Source organism: Candidatus Planktophila lacus (assembly GCF_002287925.1).
In the GTDB taxonomy this organism is placed as follows: Bacteria; Actinomycetota; Actinomycetes; order Nanopelagicales; family Nanopelagicaceae; genus Planktophila; species Planktophila lacus.
This window is the reverse complement of sequence record NZ_CP016769.1, coordinates 816,276-836,847: the sequence shown is the minus strand read 5'-3', so window position 1 is coordinate 836,847 and position 20,572 is coordinate 816,276. Positions and strand designations below refer to the sequence as shown.

Genomic DNA, 20,572 nt, shown 5'->3' with positions numbered 1-20,572 from the left:
AAATAGATTAAGGAAAAGATGCAACTAGAACTTAATGGAACAAATGTCATCGCCGAGAGTGAACGTACAGGCAAGGCATCCTCGCTCTTCTGGCCTTGGTGCGGGGCAAATGTCTCTTTGTTGGCGCTTTCCTACGGGTCATTCTTCCTGGGATTTGGCATCTCCTTCTGGCAAGCAACGCTGGCCGCGGTACTTGGCACAGTCCTTTCATTCCTTTTAGTGGGGCTTAGTTCAATCGCAGGAAAGAAATCGAGTGCGCCAACGATGGTGCTTTCTCGCGCTGTCTTCGGAGTAAAAGGAAATATCGTTCCCGGTCTCTTGTCCTACCTAATCTTTGTTGGTTGGGAAACGGTTTTAGTCTCTCTTGCAACTCTTGCCACCGGAACAGTCTTTATCCGAATTGGGCATATCAATCATGATCTAGCAATGGTGATTGGATTTGCCCTCGCTGTTTCACTAACTATTTATGGGGGAGTCCTCGGACATAAGGTGATTATGCGCCTGCAGAAGTATTTAACTCTCGTAACCGTGTTTGCAACGCTGATTTATATTGCTCTGACGATCGATCAAGTCAACTGGGAGAGCGTCTCAGCAATTCCTTCAGGCAACACTCAAGCATTTATCGGCGCACTAATTTTTGGCATAACTGGCATAGGTCTGGGCTGGGTTAATGCAGCAGCCGATTACTCCAGATATTTACCAAGAACGACTTCTAGTAAATCTGTCGTAGGCTGGACAGTTCTTGGCGCATCTATCGTTCCAATTATTCTGGTGATTTATGGCGCCGCACTTTCCGGCAGTGATCCAAAGCTAAATGAGGCAATTGCCATGGATCCCATCGGTGCGCTAACCACAATTCTTCCTACTTGGTATTTAGCTATCTTTGCCTTGATCGCCATCCTCGGATTGGTAGGCGGAGCAATTCTCGACCTTTACTCATCGGGGCTAACTCTTATCTCGATTGGTCTTCCGGTTAAGAGACATATCGCAGCGATAATTGACGGTGCGGTGATGCTATTTGGCACGATCTATATTGTTTGGATTGCCGATAATTTCTTCTACCCATTCCAAGGTTTTTTAATCACCTTAGGTGTTCCAATCGCTACTTGGTCAGCGATCTTTGTAACTGATGTGCTTCTTCGTAAACACGCATATTCGGAGGAAGATCTTTACAGCGAAAGTGGCCGCTACGGCTCTTGGAATAAGCGGTCGCTTTCAATCATGGCAATAGGAACATTTATTGGTTGGGGTTTCGTAACTAATACCTTTGCTAGCTGGCTTTCTTGGCAGGGTTACTTGCTCTTTATCATCGGCGGCAAAGAAGGTAGTTGGGCTTTTGCTAATGTGGGCGTGCTTCTTGCGCTTGCGATAGGTGGTGGTGGCCATTACCTACTAGCGAGAAAAGAAATTAAAGCGCAAGAGGCTTTTTGAGCCATATATAACCAACCATTCCAGAGATTAACGCTGAGATAATTAATCCTGTCTTGACATCGCCTTGAATTTCTTTGCTTTCAACGGCAACTTCAGAGATGACAAGTGCGACGGTTAAACCCATGCCAGCCAATGCTCCAACTCCAGCTATTTCAGATAATTTCAAAGCGCTAGGAAGCCGAACGATATTTAGCGTAATGGCTAACCATGCGAAAAGGGTTATGCCGAGTATCTTGCCGATTACGCGTGCAATTGTTAATGAAATCGCGGTCTCAGAGGTAATGGAATCCATTGAGATTCCTTGGCTTAATTTAGCGATGACATAAACGGGGATTACAAAGAATGTACAAAGTGGCGAGAGAATTGCGACAACTTGCTTAACTGGAAATTTCGGAATTATTGCGAGGCTAGCGCCTAGGGCTGCTGCCCCCAAAGTCGATGCACTGTGCGCCATGTCCAGTTGATCTCCATAGAGAATAGCGAGCACGATAAGTGAGAACAGATCATCGGCAACCGCCAGCGTTAAGAGAAATATCCGAACTGCAGGGTTGGCACTCTTTCCTAAAAGTGCGAACACGCCAAGAGCCAGAGCCAGATCAGTAGGCATGGCAGTTGCCCACGCTTGTGATCCAGGATTTAGTATAAGGAATATCGATGCAGGTATAACCATTCCGCCAAGCGCTGCGATAGCGGGCAGAAGCACTTGCTTTGGATGAGTAAGCGTCGCAGTTATCTCGATTCCTACAAAGAGGAAGAAGATTGCAATTAAGAGATCCAAGATCATGTTGTAAAGAGTACAAGGTAAAGCAAAAGCCCCGCCGAAGATTCGACGGGGCTGTTGCTAGTTAAAACTAGACTTACTCCAACTTAAATATCGAAGTAGAGTTCAAACTCTGCTGGATGTGGACGCAAGCGAACGTAATCAACTTCGTTCTTACGCTTCCATTCGATCCATGTTGAGATCAAGTCTTCTGAGAAGACTCCACCCTTTGTAAGGAATTCGTGATCCTTTTCGAGGCTATCTAGAACAGCATCAAGGGAACCTGGAACCTGAGGAATTGCTGCAGCTTCGGCACCTTCGAGTTCGTAGAGATCCTTATCAACTGGAGCAGGTGGCTCGATCTTGTTAACGATTCCATCGATACCGGCCATCAACATTGCGGCGAATGCTAGGTATGGATTTGATGATGGATCTGGGCAACGGAACTCAATGCGCTTTGCCTTTGGTGATGAACCTGTAATTGGAATACGGATACATGCAGAACGGTTACGCGCTGAGTAAACGAGGTTTACCGGCGCTTCATAACCTGGAACCAAACGACGGTATGAGTTAACAGTTGGGTTGGTGAATGCAAGAAGTGATGGAGCGTGCTTCAAGAGTCCGCCGATATACCAACGAGCCATATCGGAGAGATCTCCGTATGTTCCTGCTTCGAAGAAGAGTGGCTTGCCATCTTTCCAAAGTGATTGGTGAACGTGCATACCTGAACCGTTATCACCGAAAAGTGGCTTTGGCATAAAGGTTGCAGTCTTGCCACCTTCCCAGGCAACGTTTCGAATGATGTACTTAAACTTCATCAATTCATCGCCGGCGCTGAGGATGTCGGTAAAGCGGTAGTTAATTTCCATCTGTCCTGCGGTACCAACTTCGTGGTGTGAGCGCTCAACTAGCAAGCCAGCGCGACCGAGTTCCATAACCATCTCATCGCGAAGATCTGCGAATTGATCAGTTGGTGAAACAGGGAAATATCCACCCTTAACGCGTGTGCGGTATCCACGGTTTGGAGTTCCATCTGGGTCTGCGACGATGCCGGTATTCCAAGCACCTTCATAAGAATCGATGTGGTGGAAAGACTCATTGATTCCAGTGCTAAAGCGCACTGCGTCGAAAACGTAGAACTCAGCTTCAGGCGCGAAGAAAGCCTGATCTGCAATTCCAGTTGACTTCAAATAATCAACAGCCTTTGCAACAACTCCACGAGGATCGCGTGAGTAAGGAGAGTTATCAGATGGGTTATGGACAGAGAAGAGAATGACTAGTGTCTTTTCCAAGCGGAATGGATCGATAAATGCTGAAGATGGAATTGGCAGCAACTTCATATCTGATTCGTGGATTGACTGGAATCCGCGGATTGATGAACCATCGAACATTAGGCCATCAGTGAAAACTGCTTCATCGAATGATTCAACTGGAACGTTGAAGTGATGCTGAATACCGGGTAGATCGGTAAAGCGAACATCGACGAGCTTTACATCTTCTTTCTTGATGTAAGCGAAAACTTCTGCTGCATTTTTAAACATTAATCGAACTCCTCATGTAATCGAATTTTTCGAGTCTAAGGCCGAATTTGATATCTGCCAGGTGTACTCGGGGCCTCATCTTTGAGGGCGACCGATCTGGGTAAACCCTAAGACTTAAAGGACCTTTTGACATAACTGGCGTGTTACAGCCATGTAAAACCTTCAGCCGCTGACGCTTCCTTCAGGTGTAAAACCTTGTTGAAAACTAGAACCCACTCGGTAGGCTCACGCCATGAAACATCAGATCAGCCTCGGCCGCCGCTTATTGGGCTTGAGCATCGATTGGCTGATGTGTTACGCAATCGCCCTCGGGCTCATTGGTGACACTACCTGGACTCTGGCCGTCTTTTTCATCGAAACCTTTTTACTTACCGCCCTCGGGGGAGCGACCGCCGGCCATCGCGCGATTCGGGTCAAGGTGGTCAATTTTCAGAGCGGCACCAATCCGACACTGCGACAATCCTTTATCCGCACCATACTTCTCTGCTTAGTAGTTACCGCAATTACCTACGACGAAAATGGTCGTGGGCTACATGAAAGATTTAGTGGTACAAAACTTCTAGATTTAAGACAACCTACCTTTTAGGAATACGAACGCCCTTTGGCATTGGCCCCTTTGGAATTGGTATCGACATTCCGCCGACGGCCTTAAAGCGCGCACGAACTTCACGCATCTGGTGAGCAGATAATTTCTTAGGCAACTTTGTCAGGTGCTTCTGTAATTTACGAAGTGGAACTTGGCCAGGGCCATCACCGACATAAACTTCAGTAACAGGAACGCCTGGCGCAAATCGCTCAGATCTCTTTCGCTCATCTTGCAACATCATCCGCACCGCTTGGGTGCCTTCACCAGTAATAACAATTCCGGCACGTCCAATACTGCGATGGACCATATCTTGATTCTTAGTAACTGCAACGGCTGGCGTGGTAACCCAACCTTTACGAATCGCCATCAAAACGCTTGCTCCGGCACCGATCTGTCCCTCAATCGAAACGTATGCGGCAGAAGCTGCGATGCGCGTGAAGAAGAACATCGCCGCAAGAGCCGCGACGGGCAGCGATACAAAGCCAAGGTAGATCGGATGACCAACAACTAACCCTGTTGAGATACCGATAGACCAAGTGATTGCAAAGACACCGAATATTCCAGCACCGATCCAAGGTTTAACGCTCTTGGTAACGGAGTAAGCATCGCGGAAAGTTTTGAAACGGACCTTTTTAACTTTTGGCTCTTTCGCCTTCTTCTTAAACATGATCGTTAGTTTAGGGGAGCAGGTGCCGTACCACCAAGACGCAGCGGCGCCCAGCGTTGGCCGATATGGCTATCTGGGTAACTTTCCTGGACTTCATGCAGTAAAGCGATCAACTTTTCCCGAAGGATTTTTTCACCAGATTCGACATCGCTACCTTTTTCAAAGTGAAGTGGCTCACCGAAAGTTACATAGATTGGAACGTTTTTGCGACGGAGATCTCGCTTTACGCCCTTAGTCCAAATTCTTTGCGAGCCCCAAATAACTGCTGGGATAACTGGCACGTTAGAACCCATTGCTAAGCGGACTGCGCCTGATTTCAAATCTTTGATCTCAAAACTTTTCGAGATAGTTCCTTCTGGAAATATGCCGACGATCTCACCGCTACGTAACGCTCTGAGCGCTGCGACGAATGATGCCGAACCGTTATTGCGATCAACATTTATATGGTGCATGCCGCGCATAAGCGGTCCGGCTAACTTATTATCGAAGATTTCCTTCTTTGCCATAAAGCGTACAAGTCGGTTGGCAGGCAGTGCTGCGGTACCAATTAGCGCAAAATCCAAATAACCAATGTGGTTCATTGCAAGAATTGCGCCACCTTTGCGTGGGATGTGCGCTTCACCAGTAAAGGTAAATTGCAGGCCGAGATACTTCCAAAAAGTTTTTAGCGCAACGATTACAGGTGGATAAACGACTTCAGCCAAGGTTTGAACCTTGAGCCACGCGAGCCTCTTGGGCTTGCTTATACAACTTGCCTGCGCGATAGCTCGAGCGAACAAGTGGGCCACTCATAACTCCAAGGAAGCCAACTTCTTTTGCTTCAGCAGCGAGCTCAACAAACTCTTCAGGCTTTACCCAACGCTCAACAGGATGATGTTTATTTGTAGGACGAAGGTATTGAGTGATGGTAATCAAGTCACAGCCCGCATCTTGTAAATCAACCAAAGCTTGAGAAATCTCTTCGCGGGTTTCACCGAGTCCTAGAATTAGATTCGATTTGGTGATCAAACCATATTCGCGGGCCAGATTGATCACGTGTAGTGATTTCTCGTAGGTAAATGCGGGACGGATTCGCTTGAAAATGCGGGGGACCGTCTCCAAATTATGAGCAAATACTTCTGGCTTCGTTTCAAAAATCTGATTTAGCAGCTCTGGCTTGGCATGAAAATCTGGCGCCAACATTTCAACGCCGCAACCAGGGTTTAACTCGTGTACCTGACGGATAGTTTCGGCATATAACCAAGCACCTTCATCTGGAAGATCATCGCGAGTTACTCCAGTAATAGTTGCGTATTTAAGTCCCATGCTCTTAACCGATTCGGCAACCTTGCGTGGCTCTTCGCGATCAATTGGAAGAGGCTTACCGGTATCGATATTGCAGAAATCGCAGCGACGAGTGCAACGATCACCACCTATCAAAAATGTTGCTTCTTTATCTTCCCAACATTCAAAAATATTAGGACAGGCCGCTTCTTGGCAGACTGTGTGGAGACCTTCACTTTTAACTAGCGAACGAAGTCTGGTGTATTCGGGACCCATGTTTGCACGAGTCTTGATCCACTCTGGTTTTCTTTCGATTGGGGTCTCGGTATTGCGAGCCTCAATGCGAAGTAACTTACGTCCATCTGGAGCGATGCTCATGCGCTTACCTTACCGAGTGCAGCGGTTATCGCTTTCTCAACGATCGAAGCCACCTCAGGAATGCTAATTTCACGCCCAAGTTCGCGCGCCATAGAGGTCACAGCAGCATCATCTATTCCGCAGGGCACGATCTGTTCAAAGGCAGTTAGGTCAGGGCTCACATTTAACGCAAAACCATGCATTGTGACCCCGGAGGCGACGCGAATTCCAATCGCCGAAATTTTTCGCTCTCCCTTGTCATCACAGACCCATACTCCTGAGCGACCTTCAACTCTTTGCGATTCGATCCCAAAATGTGAACAGATTTCGATCAGCGCGGATTCGAGCGTTCTAACAAAACCGACAAGTTCGGTTGGCTTAAGCAATTTAACAATTGGGTAACCGACGAGTTGCCCTGGTCCGTGCCAAGTTATTCGCCCGCCGCGATCCACATCAATCACTGGTGTGCCATCGGTAGGTCGTTCAAAGTCCTGAGTTCTTTTTCCGGCAGTAAAGACAGAAGGATGCTCCAACAAAATAAGCGAGTTGGGACGCGTGCCAGCAACAACCTCTTGATGAAACTGGCGCTGCCTTGCGAGTGCTTGCTCATACTCCACTAATCCAGCGCGCGAGATTTCGATCACTGGCGTGCTAGGTGCTTCTTGTAGAGCCACATGCACAGCCTAAAGGTAGGCTATGCACCTAGCGAAATCAGCTCGATCCACGCACCGAAAGGCCATCTCAACGTGTCACAAAACTTCCAAATGCAGAACGTCCAAAAGAACCGTAAGCCCTTTGCTTGGGCGATGTTGGTTGTAATCCTCTGGTTTGTCATAACTGGCATCTTTGGACCGCTATTTGGAAAGTTGACTTCAGTTCAGGAGAACAACAACTCCTCATTCTTGCCTAAGGGCGCTGAAGCAACTTTGGCTGCTGATCAGATAAAGCTATTTTCCTCTCAGGATTCATTTAACTTCCCAGCACTAGTTCTCTTTGAAGGTAGCTCCACGCCAGCAACATTTGCAGCGATTAATGAGCGAGTACTACAAGTTGGAAACCTAACTTTGGCAGGAACCTCCGCAAAGATCTCTGAATTCCTTGCTCCTGGCTCCGGTATCTCGGTCTTTCCTTCGCAAGATGGAGAAGCGTTACTTGCAAACATTCCACTTGATGGGAACGCGATTTCGAAACTTCTTCCAAATGATGAGCCGGTTCTTCCAGCGGTGGTCGAGGCTTTGCGCGAGGATCTCGAACCAATAGCTAAGGCAAATGGATTTGAACCTTACGTAACGGGTCCCGCAGGATTGCTCGGCGATCTCTTTGGCGCCTTTGGTGATATCGATTCTAAGTTATTGCTAACCACGCTCGGCGTAGTTGCAGTAATCTTGATCGTTGTTTATCGCTCACCAATTCTTTGGATAATTCCTTTACTTTCAGCGCTTTTTGCACTCTCTACCGCGGGTGGAATTGTCTACCTTCTAGCTAAGAACGACATCATCGACGTTGATGGACAATCCCAAGGAATCCTTTCGGTACTAGTTATTGGCGCAGCAACAGATTACGCGCTTCTCTTAATCGCTCGATATCGCGAAGAGTTACATTTATTTGAGAACCGCTTTGATGCGATGCGCGCTGCTTATAAAGGTGTTTGGGAGCCAATCTTGGCTTCTGGTTCTACCGTCGCTATCTCACTTTTAGTTCTGCTCTTTAGCCAGTTAACCAACACAGCTGGTCTAGGACCCATTGGTGCAATCGGGATCGTTGTATCGATGTTTACGATTCTTACTCTTCTTCCTGCGCTCCTTCTTATCTTTGGTCGCTGGATCTTCTGGCCACGAGTTCCGAAGAACGATGGCGATGACCATGTCATGAGTGGCTCTTGGTCAAAAATTTCTAATTCAATCGCGGGCAATCCTCGTAAGGCATGGATTATTACTGGCGTTGTATTACTGGCTTTCGCTAGCGCATCGACAACTTTGAAAGCAGACGGAATCGGTACAGTTGACACATTTACCGGTAAGCCTGAATCTGTTGTTGGTCAGCGTTTACTGGAGAAGCACTTCCCTGGTGGGCAAGGCGACCCAACTCAGATAGTTGTCGCTGCCGATAAAATTGGCGCAGTAACTGCAGCCGTTAAAAACGCACCGGGAGTAACTGAAGTTGTTCCGATGTTTGATGGAATGGCGTTAGAAGGCGGACCCACCCCTGAGGTCAAAATCGTAAATGGGCGGGCCATATTGAATGTGACCTTGGATAAGGCTCCGGATAGCGTGGAGGCCGGAAATGACATTCCAAAGATTCGCGAACTCGCACACGCTGCGGATTCAACATCACTCGTAGGCGGAACAAGTGCTGTCTACTTCGATGTACGTACAGCGAATAATCGAGATAACAGAACAATTATTCCAATTATTTTGCTTGTCATCACTCTGATACTTGGAGTCTTACTCCGAAGCATTGTGAGTGCAGTGGTGCTGCTCGGAACAGTTGTACTTAGTTACTTCGCAACCCTGGGCGTTTGTGCGCTGGTCTTTAACCATGTCTTTGGATTTGCAGGAGGAGATAACTCATTCCCATTGTTTGCATTTATCTTCTTAGTTGCACTTGGTATTGACTACAACATCTTCCTGATGACTCGCGTGCGAGAAGAGAGCGCCAAGATTGGCACTCGCGCTGGCGTGACTAAGGGGGTTACGGTCACAGGAGCGGTAATTACATCTGCAGGAATTGTCTTAGCTGCGACCTTTGCCGTACTCGGTCTATTGCCGCTGGTGCCTCTAGCCCAGTTGGGATTCGCAGTCGCATTTGGTGTTCTGCTAGATACCATCATCGTTCGTTCAATTCTGGTTCCAGCGTTGGTTCACGAGATCGGACCAAAAATCTGGTGGCCTTCAAAGCTACAGAACAAATAACTAGTGCACCTGATAATTCTGCGATAACCCCGTTATGTATCTGGTTGTGGGTGCGGGCTTAGCTGGAATGAGCGCAGCTATTACCTTGCAGAAAAACGGTGCAGATGTTGTTGTAATTGAGGCATCCGATCGTGCGGGTGGTCGGGTTGCCAGTGATCAGATCGATGGATTTATTTTAGATCGCGGCTTCCAGTTGATAAATGCAAATTACTCCGAGATAAAGAACGGCAATTATCTTGAGGGCGTAGATTTTAAAGTTGCTCCGCGCACGGTTGGGGTAACAAGCGCTGATGGAATCACAAGGCTAGGAGATCCGCGCTCATCCCTTTTCTCAATATTCTCAAGCAAGACGGGCGGTATTTTTGCGAAGGCAAGTTTTCTTCGGTATTTAACTTCTGCCCCCAATGAGAATGAGAGCGTAGAAGAACACCTGCTTCGCACAGGAACAGCTGATCTCTACCGAAAAGTTCTAAAACCCTTTCTGCAGGGCGTTTTCCTTGCCGAACCTTCACAAGTTAGCGCAGTTATCGGCCGAGAAGTTATTGCCTCATTTATAAATGGAAAGTCAGGTATTCCGTCAAAGGGTGTGGGGGAGTTTGCTTCGCGCATGGCCAAGCAGATCAAAGATTTACGTTTCAACACCCAGGTCGAAGAGATTAATAGCAAAGGCGTTCTTACCAACAAAGGAAGAATCAATGCCACTGGAGTAATACTTGCAACCGACCTAACTACTGCTGGACAGCTGTTAGGGGCTCAGGAAATTGGCCGTTTAGCCAGCTCTACAACTTGGTACCACTCAACTTCAGTTTCCCCAACAGATAACGCTGAGTTAATCGTTGATAGCCAAGCGCGCGGACCGGTTGTTAACTCAATTGTTATCTCGAACCTGTCGCGCGCCTATGCACCAAGCGGTCAACACTTAATCTCTTCAACAACTATCAGACATTCATCTGAATCTGAAGTCCGTCGCCACCTAACTCAGATGTGGGGAGCATCGACAGAAGAGTGGAGATTCTTAGCTAAATATGAAATTAACTCGGCGCTGCCTTTATTTGAGCCAGGATTTATAAAGCGCCAAGCAGTGAAGATTGAAAAGAATATTTCTTGTGCGGGAGATTATCTAGAATCGCCTTCGCAGAACGGTGCTTTGCTTTCGGGCAGAAAAGCGGCAGAGCAGTTATTGATCGATCAACGCCGTTAAGGCGTTGGTAATGTGCGGGTAATCCCAAACAAATCCTGCATCGCTTAGAGCGTTAGGCATAACTTTCTTAGAACCCAGAACTTCGCTTGAAAAACCACCGAGTGCGATCTTTAGCGCAATTGCCGGTGCCGGAAAGAGCGCAGGTCGATTCATTGCGCGGGCAAGGGCAGCGGTAAATTCTTGGTTGGTAACAGGGTTGGGAGTTGTTAGGTTTACCGGTCCTGCAATTGGGTGTTCGAGCGCAAAGATAATCGCACGGACTACGTCGTGGAGAGTTATCCAAGACCACCATTGCTTACCGGAACCGAGTTTTCCGCCAAGTCCGAATCTAAAGAGTGGCAACATGCGACCGAGCGCGCCACCAGTTGGATCAAGAACTAAACCAGTGCGCAGCTTTACAGTGCGTACGTCTCCGGCGAGGTCGGCAGCACCTTCCCATTCGCGGCAAACTGCAGCTAAGAAGTCGTTACCTACAAAATCGCTTTCAACAACAGCGCGATTTCCAGAATCTCCATACCAACCAATTGCACTTGCTGAGATAAAGACCTGTGGCTTTACTTCAACAACTGCGTTAGCGATCGCAGTTGTTCCGAGTAAGCGTGAATTTAGAATCTCTGATTTATATCGTTTGGTCCAACGCTTATCGCCAACTCCAACGCCAGCTAAGTGAATAACGGCATCCACGCCACGTAGCGCTTCGATATCTACATAACCTGTCTTGGGATCCCACTGAATCTCATCAGGTGCAACAGTTGCGCGACGAACCAGGCGCTGAACAGTATGGCCTTCAGATTTCAGATGCCCGACTAGCGCGCTTCCGATAAGACCGGATGCGCCAGTTATGGCGATACGTTGTGGAACTGACATAGAAGTTTAGAGACCTAGATCTGATTCGAAAGCGCCGCCTTCAAGTCGCTCTTTGAGAGTGACTAGGAAACGAGCAGCATCTGCGCCATCGACAACGCGATGATCGTAGGAAAGTCCAAGGTAGACCATGGAACGAATTGCAATTGTTTCGCCGCCATCTTCACCCTTCACGACCATTGGACGCTTAACAACTGCTCCGAGACCAAGGATTGCAACCTGTGGCTGATTGATGATCGGAGTATCAAAGAGCGCACCGCGGCTTCCGGTATTTGTTAGCGTAAAAGTTCCGCCACCGAGTTCATCAGGTGTGACCTTGTTGTCGCGGGTGCGTGCTGCGAGATCAGAAATCTTGCGTGCGATACCACCCATATTTAGGTCACCTGCGTTATGGATAACTGGAACCAACAATCCACGTTCAGTATCAACGGCAACTCCGAGATGTTCTGCTCCGTGATAAATGATCTGGTCGCCCTCAACTGATGAGTTAAGAACTGGGTGCTGCTTTAGCGCTTCGCAAACTGCAACGGCAAAGAATGGAAGGAATGAAAGCTTCACGCCTTCACGCGCTTCAAATGTTGCCTTCGAGCGATCACGCAGACGAGCAATCTTTGTTACATCTACTTCGACGACAGTTGTTAACTGCGCACTTACTTGAAGTGATTCGACCATGCGGGCTGCGATTACCTTACGAAGACGTGACATGTTTACGGTAGTTCCGCGAAGTGGAGATGCTGCAACGACAGGTGCGGCAGCAGAGCGTTGTGCAGGTGCCGCTGTTGTTGTTGAAACCGGAGCGGCGCTCTTTGGTGCAGCAGCCTCAACATCTTCCTTGCGAATTCGTCCACCTACACCAGAGCCTTTAACGCTTGCCAGGTTTACCCCAAGATCGTTAGCTAACTTACGAACGATTGGAGTTACATAAGCATCGGCAGGTTGTGAGACAGGTGCACTTGCAGCAACAGGTGCTGGCGCTGGTGGAGCGACAGGGGCTGGAGCAGGAACAACTGGCGTTGCAACTGGTGCAGCAACAACTGGTGGCGCTGGGGGAGCTACAACTGGTGCGGCAGGTGCGGAAGCTCCTGCGCCACCAATTACCGCTAAACGTGCGCCAACTGGAACAGTTGAATCGACAGGTACATCGATTGAAAGAATTGTTCCTGCAACAGGTGAAGGAATTTCGGTATCAACTTTGTCAGTTGAAACTTCAAGAAGAGCTTCATCAACTGCGACTGAATCTCCGACGTCCTTTAACCAGCGCGTAACAGTTCCTTCGCTGACACTTTCGCCAAGTGCTGGCATCGTAATAATTGTTCCGGTAGATGAAGCAGCCGGTGCTGCAGGTGCTGCTGGCGGTGGTGTCACTGGTGCAGCAGCAGCAGGTGCTGCTGGCGGTGGTGTCACTGGTGCAGCAGCAACAGGTGCTGCAGGTGCAGGAGTTGAAGCGGGCACAGCACCATCGGCGATGATTGCAAGCTCTGCTCCAACTGGAACGGTCTGATCAATTGCAACAACTATTTTCTGCAAGATGCCGGCAACAGGTGAAGGAATTTCGGTATCGACTTTGTCGGTTGATACTTCAAGGAGTGGCTCATCCATTGCGACATGATCGCCTTCGGATTTAAGCCAACGTGTGACTGTACCTTCGCTGACACTTTCGCCAAGTGCTGGCATAGTTACTGAGAAAGTCATTGCTTTTCCTATTCTCTATCCGTGAGCGTGAAGTGGTTTGCCGGCAAGTGCCATATGCGCTTCACCCATTGCTTCAGAAAGCGTTGGGTGGGCGTGGATCAATGGAGCAACATCATCTGCTGATGCTTCCCAGTTAAAGATTAATTGCGCTTCGGCCAGTAGTTCACCGACACGTGAGCCAACCATGTGAATTCCTAGAACTGGTCCACCCTTTTGCGAGACCAGCTTTATTGAACCCGCTGTCCGCAGAATCTGCGCCTTACCGTTTCCGGCTAGGTCGTAATTAAGTTCTACAACGTCATAACCACGTTCTTTTGCTTGCGCAGTTGTAAGGCCAACTGAGGCAACTTCTGGTTCAGAGTAAGTAACTCGTGGAACGCCGTCATAGTTGATTGGACGTGGATTAAGACCTGCGATCTCCTCAGCAACCAAGATGCCTTCTCCGAAACCAACATGAGCGAGTTGCAGCGTTGGAATCAAATCTCCTACTGCCCAAATACCTGGCACATTGGTGCGGCACTTGTTATCAACCAAAACGTATCCACGATCCATCGTGATGCCTTGTTCTTCATAGCCGAGGTTGGCCGAAACTGGACCGCGACCAACGGCAACCAAGAGAACTTCAGCGGTAAATGTCTTTCCATCTTCCAAAGTGACGGTTACTCCATCAGCTGTGACTGCATGGGATTTAAAGCGAACGCCTAGTTCGAAGTTAATTCCGCGCTTACGGTAGGCGCGTTCTAACTGCTTGCTTGATGATTCATCTTCCAGAGCTACAAGGTGCGGCAAACCTTCGATAATTGTTACTTCTGCACCGAATGATTTCCAGACTGATGCAAACTCACATCCGATAACTCCGCCACCCAGAACAATTACGCTCTTTGGCACATATTCCATCTTCATCGCCTGATCAGATGTGATGACTTGCTTTCCATCAATATCTAGACCAGGCAGAGTGCGGGCATATGAACCGGTTGCAAGAAGAATATTTTTGCCTGTGTAGCGAGCGCCATTAACTTCGATGGTGTCCTTAGATACAAGCTTTCCGTGGCCTTCGATAAAGGTGATGTTGCGAGACTTAACTAGTCCTTGCAGACCTTTATGTAACTTAGTTATGACGCCATCTTTATAGGCGTTCACGCCAGTCATATCTATTGAGTTAAATGTCGCGTTTACTCCGAAGTGGCTCGCATCGCGTGCGCCATCTGCGATCTCACCGGCGTGGAGCAGGGCCTTAGTTGGGATACATCCGCGGTGAAGACAAGTGCCGCCTAATTTATCTGCCTCGATTAGCGCTACGGAAAGTCCGAGTTGAGCGCCACGTAGCGCAGCTGCGTATCCGCCACTGCCGCCACCTAAAACTACGAGATCAAAATTAGACACGTCTGCTGACTCCTTCATCACCGAGCGCCACGAAGCGGCCCGATTAGTTCCTATCTTGCCAGTTCCAGCGCCTGATTAGGAAATGGCGCCTGATTCAGCAAGGGCAACCAATGAGCGCAGAGCAACACCAGTGCCTCCAACTGGCGTATAGCCATATGGATCGCCTTCGTTGTAGGCCGGACCTGCGATATCGAGATGTAACCAAGGTAACTCTGGTGCGATGAACTCCTTTAGAAAGAGGCCAGCGACCATCATTCCGCCCATACGTTCACCCATATTTGCCATATCGGCTACTGGTGAATCAAGAGATGCGCGAAGTTCTACAGGAAGTGGCATTGGCCAGAAAGCTTCGCCAACGTCTTTTGTTATTGCAAAGAAGTGATCACTAAATTCTTGGTTGTTGGTCATGATCGCACTTGTTCGCGTACCGAGTGCAACAACTTGGGCACCGGTGAGAGTTGCAACATCAACGATTCCGTCTAGATCTTTATTCTCTTGCGCCTTCACCAGCGCATCACCAAGGACTAAACGCCCTTCCGCATCTGGGTTTAGGACCTCAATAGTTTTGCCACCATACATAGTGATGATGTCACTTGGACGAGTTGCGTTATCGCTGACCATATTTTCAGCAAGCGGCGCGTAACAATCAATGGCTATCGGAAGCTTCAGAAGTGCGATTGCGATAGTTGCTGCACAGACAGCAGCAGCCCCTGACATATCGGATTTCATCGCTTCCATTCCGGCAGCTGGCTTAAGCGCTAAGCCGCCAGTATCGAAGGTGATTCCCTTACCAACGTAGGCGTAGGTTTTGCGCGCCTTAGCCTTCACTGGGCGATATGAAATTTGAAGTAGTCGTTGTGGATTCGCTGAACCTTGTCCGACTGCGGTGATTCCGCCATATCCCTTTGCCTTTAACTGCGAATCAGTCATTATCGAAACCTTTAAGCCGGCTGCGGCACCGCCTGCTTTCTTAACGATTTCAGTAAATGTCTTGCAGAACGAATCAGGAGTTAAGTGACTTGGGGGAGTGTTGATGAGATCTCGAACAATTGCGGTGTAATCCCCAATAATCGCTGCTCGTTTAACCGCTACCTTCGCCTTTGGATCTTGGGCAAGGGATGAGTGAACCGTTACCGACTTAAGGCTCGGGCGGCGATCACTTAGTGAATCAACTCTAAATTTGTTAAAGACATACGCGCCCATTAGCGCGCCCTCTGCAACAGCTCCGACTGCATTTGCCTTCTTTGCGGGAAGCGAGAAGGTGGCGCTGGAATTTCCGGCCAGAGCTCGCGCGGCTGCACCTGCTGCGCGGCGCAGGGTCTCATCGTCGAAGGTGGCTTTATGTTCGCCGAGTCCGGTGAAGATTAAAAGACGCGTACTAGTACCAGGGATTTTAATTACTTCATCGGCCTTGCCAGTTGCACCCATATCGGCCAAGGTCGCCAAAATTTTCTTTGTATCAAGTGCGATATCGCCACTTTCAATTGTTAGCGAGGATTTGCTCTTCTTATGAGATAGCCCAACTACCAGAATCTCATCTTTGATGATTCCATCAGAGAGGTGGATCGTTGTCATGTAAAGCTCCTTAAGAAGTAATCTGCGTCGTGGTGAATCGCTACTAAATGATGGTTCTTATCTGGTGGCGATGCTCGGGTAAGTGTAAGTTGTCTACATGAAAAATTCACCACTTGCCGAAAAACATCTTGCACTTAACGCAAAGATGGCCGATTTCGGCGGTTGGTTGATGCCTATTGAGTACCCAGCATCGGGCGTAATCGCCGAACACACCGCTGTTCGGGAGCGAGTTGGGATATTTGATGTATCTCACCTCGGCAAAGTCAGCGTGATTGGCGAAGGAGCGCTGGAATTTGTCAACTCTGTCTTTACCAATGATTTAAATCGAATTACCGATGGACAGGCCCAGTACACCCTTCACTGCAACTCTGCTGGCGGAGTTATCGATGATCTGATTGTTTATCGAAATAGCCCGACTGATTTATTTCTGATCCCTAACGCCTCCAACACATCAGATGTAGTCGCTGCCCTCATGGCTGTTGTGCCTACTGGAATCACGATTACAAATCTCCACGAGAAATTTGCGGTCATCGCAGTGCAAGGCCCAAAATCTAAATCGGTCATTGAATCCCTTGGCTTGAACCCTGCGATGGATTACATGGCCTTTGAACACATCCAGATTTCAGGGCGCCCTGCCATTTTGTGTCGCACTGGTTACACCGGCGAACATGGATATGAAATTCTTCCAAGCTGGAGCGATGCTGGCGCAGTTTGGGAATCCCTGGTCGAAGCAATTAAGCCATACGACGGTTTAATCTGCGGCTTAGGTGCGCGCGATACCTTGCGCACCGAAATGGGATATCCACTTCATGGACACGAGTTAACTCTTCAAATAACACCGGTTCAAGCATCAGCCACTTGGGCGATCGGTTGGGACAAGCCAACTTTCAGTGGCGCTAAAGCGCTTACTGAGCAACGTGAAGCAAAATTACAAAGCAAACTGCGCGCCCTCGTCAGTCAAGATCGCGGCATTCCGCGAGCAGGGATGCAGATTAAGAATTCAAGCGGCGAAGTTGTTGGCGAGATAACGAGCGGTACTTTCTCGCCAACCTTAAAAAAGGGTATCGCCTTAGCTTTAGTCAACCCCGAATATAAAGTGGGCGATGAGTTAATCGTCGATGTTCGTGGAAGAGATAGCGTTTCGGTAATTACTAAGTTGCCGCTGGTCACTTCAAACGTGCGCTGAACTCGACTGGCGTCAAGAAGGCGGCTTTAGTTTTTGTTCTACGCAGCGCCGATAGAACAGCGGGCGCAGTAATAACAATAAGCGTTGAAGTCAAAACAGCTCTTGGAATATCCCAAGCCATTGAGGATAAAAAGTGAAAGGTTATAAATCTGTTTAAGTTTTCCCAGATGGGGGCTCCTGGTAGATAAGAGAGTTGGGTATCTCCACCTAACGCCCAAGGCCAGAATTGCAGATCCATTAATAAACCGAAGATCAGGGAAGCAAGAATTGCAATAAAGACCAACAACAAGATTTCAGCACGCCCCTTGATTCTCGCGGGGAAAGAACCTGCAAATAAACCCACTAAACCGGCGGCGAAGAGTTGATAAGTAAGCCAAGGGCCAAATCCACCAGTTAGAAGAGCGGATGCCAACATTCCGAGCACGCCCAACAAAAATCCAAATGCGGAACCAAAGACACGGGCGGCAAGAATTAATAGAAACCACATCGGTTCAAGACCCACTGCGCCTGCGCCTAGTGGTCGAAGTGCAGCAAGAAGCGCAGCGAGAGTTCCTAGTAGCGCAACAGATTTAGCATCTAGTCCAGAATCACTAAGTTGTGCGATTAACAGAAAGATTGATGCAGGAACAGCTGCCCAAAAAAAGTATTGTGCAAAATGTGCTGAACTCTGTGTTTGCACATAGAAAGGCCAAGTAAAACCAGCAAATACGGTAGCCGAAACGATAGCAAGAGCTATTCTCGATCTGCCGCTGAAGCGGTAGATATCGTTAGTTAAATACTTCATCGGGAATCAGCCTCTTGATCTAGCGCGCGCATTACATCGTTAACTGTTAACCATCTGCGTGGAGCCATTACTTTTGCTACTTGAGGAGCGAAAGCCGGTGATGCCAATAAAATATCGATCGTTGGTCCGTCTGCGACAATTTCTCCCTCAGATAAGAAGATAACTCGATCGGCTAGCTCAGCCACTAGTTCTACATCGTGAGTTGCGATAACAACAGCTCTTCCAGGTTGTGCCGCAAAGCCTTTGAGAATCTCAATAAGAAGCGATTTAGATTGATAATCCAATCCGCGCGTTGGTTCATCCAGGATTAGCGCGCGAGGTTGCGCAGAGAGAACTACGGCTAAAGCCAGCGCTAGGCGCTGTCCTTCCGATAAATCACGCGGATGGGTCGCAGGTGAGACTGAAGGCACGAGTTCTTGAAGTAAGGCATAGGTTGCACCGCTAGCGATGGCATTATCTTTATCGGCTTGTGCACACTCTTGCGCGACGCTTTGCGCATATAAGAGATCGCTTGGTTCTTGCGGGATGTAGCCGACGGTGGCGCGACGCACCGCACCTTTTAAACTCATCGGGGGATGAGCGAAGATAGAAATCTCTCCTCGATCCAACTCTTTAACTCCGACGATTGATTGCAGAAGTGAACTCTTACCGGCGCCATTTCTACCCATCAAGGCAACTATCTCGCCTTCCATTACAAGTGCATCAACGTTCTTTAGCGCAAGATGTGAGCCGTAAGAAATCGAAGCTCCCTTAATCAAAATCGCAGTGGGGGTCGGATCTTTTAGTACCTGCGGATTCTCTTTTCCATTGCGTCTGACATCTTCGGTCATTCTTCGGACATCGCGAACGCTCAGCCCGAGCTGGTCCAATTTAAGTGCGCGCGATAAATGGACAATTGGGGGAGCGATAACTGAGTTCTTCAAGATATTTTCTGGAAGATCGATCTGGGCTTGGCCATCTCCGGCGATATGAATTATTCGATCAGCAAAGCCAATTACTCGCTCTAGGCGATGTTCTGCAATCACAACTGTCAGGCTGAGGTCGTGAACTAAGCGATGGATGATTGAGAGAACTTCTTCGGCTGCGATCGGGTCAAGCGCGCTGGTTGGCTCATCCAAAACCAAGATCTTTGGATGCATCACGAGGGCGCTGCCGATTGCTAAACGTTGTTGTTCGCCACCGCTGAGAGTTGAAATCGCTCGGTTACGAAGTGGTGCCAAGGCCAATAGATCAAGAATCTCTTCAACGCGTTTGCGCATCACATCCGGGGCCACATTTAGCGACTCCATACTAAAGACGAGTTCTTCTTCAACGGTATCGGTTACAAAGCCGCTACTTGGGTTCTGTCCCACAATTCCAATGAGATGAGCTAGTTCACCTGGTCGCACAAGTTGAGTAGAAATTCCATCAACTGTGACATCACCTGCCAAAATTCCACCGGTGTGATGCGGAACCAAGCCATTGATTAAACGTAAGAGTGAAGATTTTCCAGTACCGGTCGAACCAATAACCAGAACCATTTCACCTTCTTCAATAGAAAATGTCAGTCCTTCTAAAATCGTTTGTGTTGATGTGGGGTAGACAAGTGAGACATTTGAAAATTTGATCATGAAGTCACTGACCAAACAAGACCAAGAAGAACGAGGCCACTAGAAAAAATCGCAGTATCCGCAGAGCGCCACTTGATTGGGCGATACCTAGAGCGAACTCGACTTACGCCATATCCGCGCGAATCCATCGCCGCTGCAAGATCGAGCGACTTGGCTAAAGCCTCTTCCAAGAGTGGCAGAGCGATGGATTTAAACTTTGGTTTCTCATCGCCTCTTAGTATTCGCGCGCGTTTGATTCGCGAGTAACTGGCAACAAGTTGCGGAAGTGATGAGGTTGCAATAACGATTGCGACTCCAAACTCATAAACGATCACAGGAAGAACGCGCAACATTTTATGAGGACTGGTAAGTGACACCGCTGCACCAAAGAGCGCGATCACAGAGACAATTATCAACCCCTCATGCAGAGATGAAGTCAGTCGCTCTTGAGTGATGACGCCACCGATACGTATTCCGGCCATCCAATCGGGTAAAGGAATAATCGGAAGCTCAATGATTTTCGTTCCAGGGATTGGCACACCGATTAATACACCGGTGACTGCTCTGACAATTAAGATGAAAATTCCTAGTCGAAGTGAGAACCAGAAACTCTTCGACCAAGGAAAATTTCCAGCCCAGCGCCAAACTATGAGCGCCGCACCCGCTAAAACCAAGGCGGCATAGAGAGCGCTATCGGCACGAATGACCGTGACAATTAAAGCGATACTCCAAAGCCACCAAGTAAGCGGGTGCAGCGATTTCATAACAGTTAAGCGCTTCT

General features: G+C 48.4%; 18 protein-coding genes. 5 read left to right on the top strand and 13 right to left on the bottom strand.

The genetic code is table 11. From position 1 onward, the window contains the following. The first annotated feature begins 18 nt into the window (after positions 1 to 18). On the top strand, positions 19 to 1,431 hold the full coding sequence (locus tag A1s21148_RS04185; RefSeq protein WP_095671205.1) for a purine-cytosine permease family protein: 1,413 nt from the start codon (positions 19 to 21) through the stop codon (positions 1,429 to 1,431). On the opposite strand, the gene A1s21148_RS04180 is transcribed toward A1s21148_RS04185, so the two are convergent. Beyond that, entirely contained in the window at positions 1,409 to 2,257 is an 849-nt protein-coding gene (locus A1s21148_RS04180; RefSeq protein WP_223299443.1) for a Na+/H+ antiporter NhaA, read from the bottom strand. The two genes, A1s21148_RS04185 and A1s21148_RS04180, sit on opposite strands and share 23 nt — an antisense overlap. Before the next feature lie 41 nt (positions 2,258 to 2,298). Then, positions 2,299 to 3,732 (bottom strand): type I glutamate--ammonia ligase, encoded by a 1,434-nt coding sequence (gene glnA, locus A1s21148_RS04175; RefSeq protein ID WP_095671203.1) that lies wholly within the window; start codon positions 3,730 to 3,732, stop codon positions 2,299 to 2,301. A 232-nt stretch (positions 3,733 to 3,964) separates the two neighbouring features. On the opposite strand from glnA, the gene A1s21148_RS04170 reads away from it, so the two are divergent. Further along, a complete protein-coding gene (locus A1s21148_RS04170) occupies positions 3,965 to 4,318 on the top strand; it encodes an RDD family protein (protein WP_095671202.1) in 354 nt (117 codons plus the stop codon). Here the strand turns inward: A1s21148_RS04170 and A1s21148_RS04165 are convergent. From A1s21148_RS04165 to lipB, 4 genes are read right to left on the bottom strand one after another with little or no spacing between them, the layout of a single operon-like run. Continuing rightward, entirely contained in the window at positions 4,308 to 4,985 is a 678-nt protein-coding gene (locus A1s21148_RS04165) for a DUF4191 domain-containing protein (RefSeq protein WP_095671201.1), read from the bottom strand. The two genes, A1s21148_RS04170 and A1s21148_RS04165, sit on opposite strands and share 11 nt — an antisense overlap. Positions 4,986 to 4,990: 5 nt before the next feature. Then, entirely contained in the window at positions 4,991 to 5,689 is a 699-nt protein-coding gene (locus tag A1s21148_RS04160) for a lysophospholipid acyltransferase family protein (protein ID WP_095671200.1), read from the bottom strand. Continuing rightward, the gene (gene lipA, locus A1s21148_RS04155; RefSeq protein ID WP_095671199.1) at positions 5,682 to 6,626 is read right to left on the bottom strand and encodes a lipoyl synthase; all 945 of its coding nucleotides are present in this window, start codon (positions 6,624 to 6,626) and stop codon (positions 5,682 to 5,684) included. Before lipA ends, A1s21148_RS04160 begins: the two co-directional genes overlap by 8 nt. Then, positions 6,623 to 7,279: a lipoyl(octanoyl) transferase LipB gene (gene lipB, locus A1s21148_RS04150; RefSeq protein ID WP_190276863.1), complete on the bottom strand. Its 657-nt coding sequence runs from the start codon at positions 7,277 to 7,279 to the stop codon at positions 6,623 to 6,625. Before lipB ends, lipA begins: the two co-directional genes overlap by 4 nt. A 90-nt stretch (positions 7,280 to 7,369) precedes the next feature. Between lipB and A1s21148_RS04145 the strand changes: the two genes are divergently transcribed. Next, positions 7,370 to 9,517, top strand: coding sequence for an MMPL family transporter (locus tag A1s21148_RS04145; protein ID WP_223299350.1), 2,148 nt, complete (start codon positions 7,370 to 7,372; stop codon positions 9,515 to 9,517). Between the two features lie 34 nt (positions 9,518 to 9,551). Beyond that, entirely contained in the window at positions 9,552 to 10,718 is a 1,167-nt protein-coding gene (locus A1s21148_RS04140) for a protoporphyrinogen/coproporphyrinogen oxidase (RefSeq protein ID WP_095671198.1), read from the top strand. Here A1s21148_RS04140 and A1s21148_RS04135 read toward each other — a convergent pair. The 4 genes from A1s21148_RS04135 to A1s21148_RS04120 form a co-directional block, all read right to left on the bottom strand. Then, positions 10,695 to 11,585 (bottom strand): TIGR01777 family oxidoreductase, encoded by an 891-nt coding sequence (locus A1s21148_RS04135; protein WP_095671197.1) that lies wholly within the window; start codon positions 11,583 to 11,585, stop codon positions 10,695 to 10,697. The genes A1s21148_RS04140 and A1s21148_RS04135 overlap by 24 nt on opposite strands. A gap of 6 nt (positions 11,586 to 11,591) precedes the next feature. After that, entirely contained in the window at positions 11,592 to 13,274 is a 1,683-nt protein-coding gene (gene sucB / locus A1s21148_RS04130; RefSeq protein WP_095671196.1) for a 2-oxoglutarate dehydrogenase, E2 component, dihydrolipoamide succinyltransferase, read from the bottom strand. 15 nt (positions 13,275 to 13,289) lie between these two features. Next, positions 13,290 to 14,657: a dihydrolipoyl dehydrogenase gene (gene lpdA, locus A1s21148_RS04125; RefSeq protein ID WP_095671195.1), complete on the bottom strand. Its 1,368-nt coding sequence runs from the start codon at positions 14,655 to 14,657 to the stop codon at positions 13,290 to 13,292. 75 nt (positions 14,658 to 14,732) lie between these two features. After that, positions 14,733 to 16,232, bottom strand: a complete 1,500-nt coding sequence (locus A1s21148_RS04120) for a leucyl aminopeptidase (protein WP_095671194.1) — start codon at positions 16,230 to 16,232, stop codon at positions 14,733 to 14,735. Positions 16,233 to 16,329: 97 nt separating this feature from the next. On the opposite strand from A1s21148_RS04120, the gene gcvT reads away from it, so the two are divergent. Further along, the gene (gene gcvT / locus A1s21148_RS04115) at positions 16,330 to 17,418 is read left to right on the top strand and encodes a glycine cleavage system aminomethyltransferase GcvT (RefSeq protein WP_095671193.1); all 1,089 of its coding nucleotides are present in this window, start codon (positions 16,330 to 16,332) and stop codon (positions 17,416 to 17,418) included. Here the strand turns inward: gcvT and A1s21148_RS04110 are convergent. Genes A1s21148_RS04110 through A1s21148_RS04100 form a run of 3 tightly spaced genes read right to left on the bottom strand, consistent with a single transcriptional unit; the run spans position 17,399 to position 20,555 of the window. After that, on the bottom strand, positions 17,399 to 18,202 hold the full coding sequence (locus tag A1s21148_RS04110) for an ECF transporter S component (RefSeq protein ID WP_095671192.1): 804 nt from the start codon (positions 18,200 to 18,202) through the stop codon (positions 17,399 to 17,401). The two genes, gcvT and A1s21148_RS04110, sit on opposite strands and share 20 nt — an antisense overlap. Further along, entirely contained in the window at positions 18,199 to 19,812 is a 1,614-nt protein-coding gene (locus A1s21148_RS04105; RefSeq protein WP_095671191.1) for an ABC transporter ATP-binding protein, read from the bottom strand. The genes A1s21148_RS04110 and A1s21148_RS04105 overlap by 4 nt, the downstream gene beginning before the upstream one ends. After that, positions 19,809 to 20,555 carry an energy-coupling factor transporter transmembrane component T family protein gene (locus A1s21148_RS04100; RefSeq protein ID WP_095671190.1) on the bottom strand — a complete coding sequence of 249 codons (747 nt, stop codon included), beginning with the start codon at positions 20,553 to 20,555 and terminating at the stop codon, positions 19,809 to 19,811. The genes A1s21148_RS04105 and A1s21148_RS04100 overlap by 4 nt, the downstream gene beginning before the upstream one ends. Positions 20,556 to 20,572: the final 17 nt, after the last annotated feature.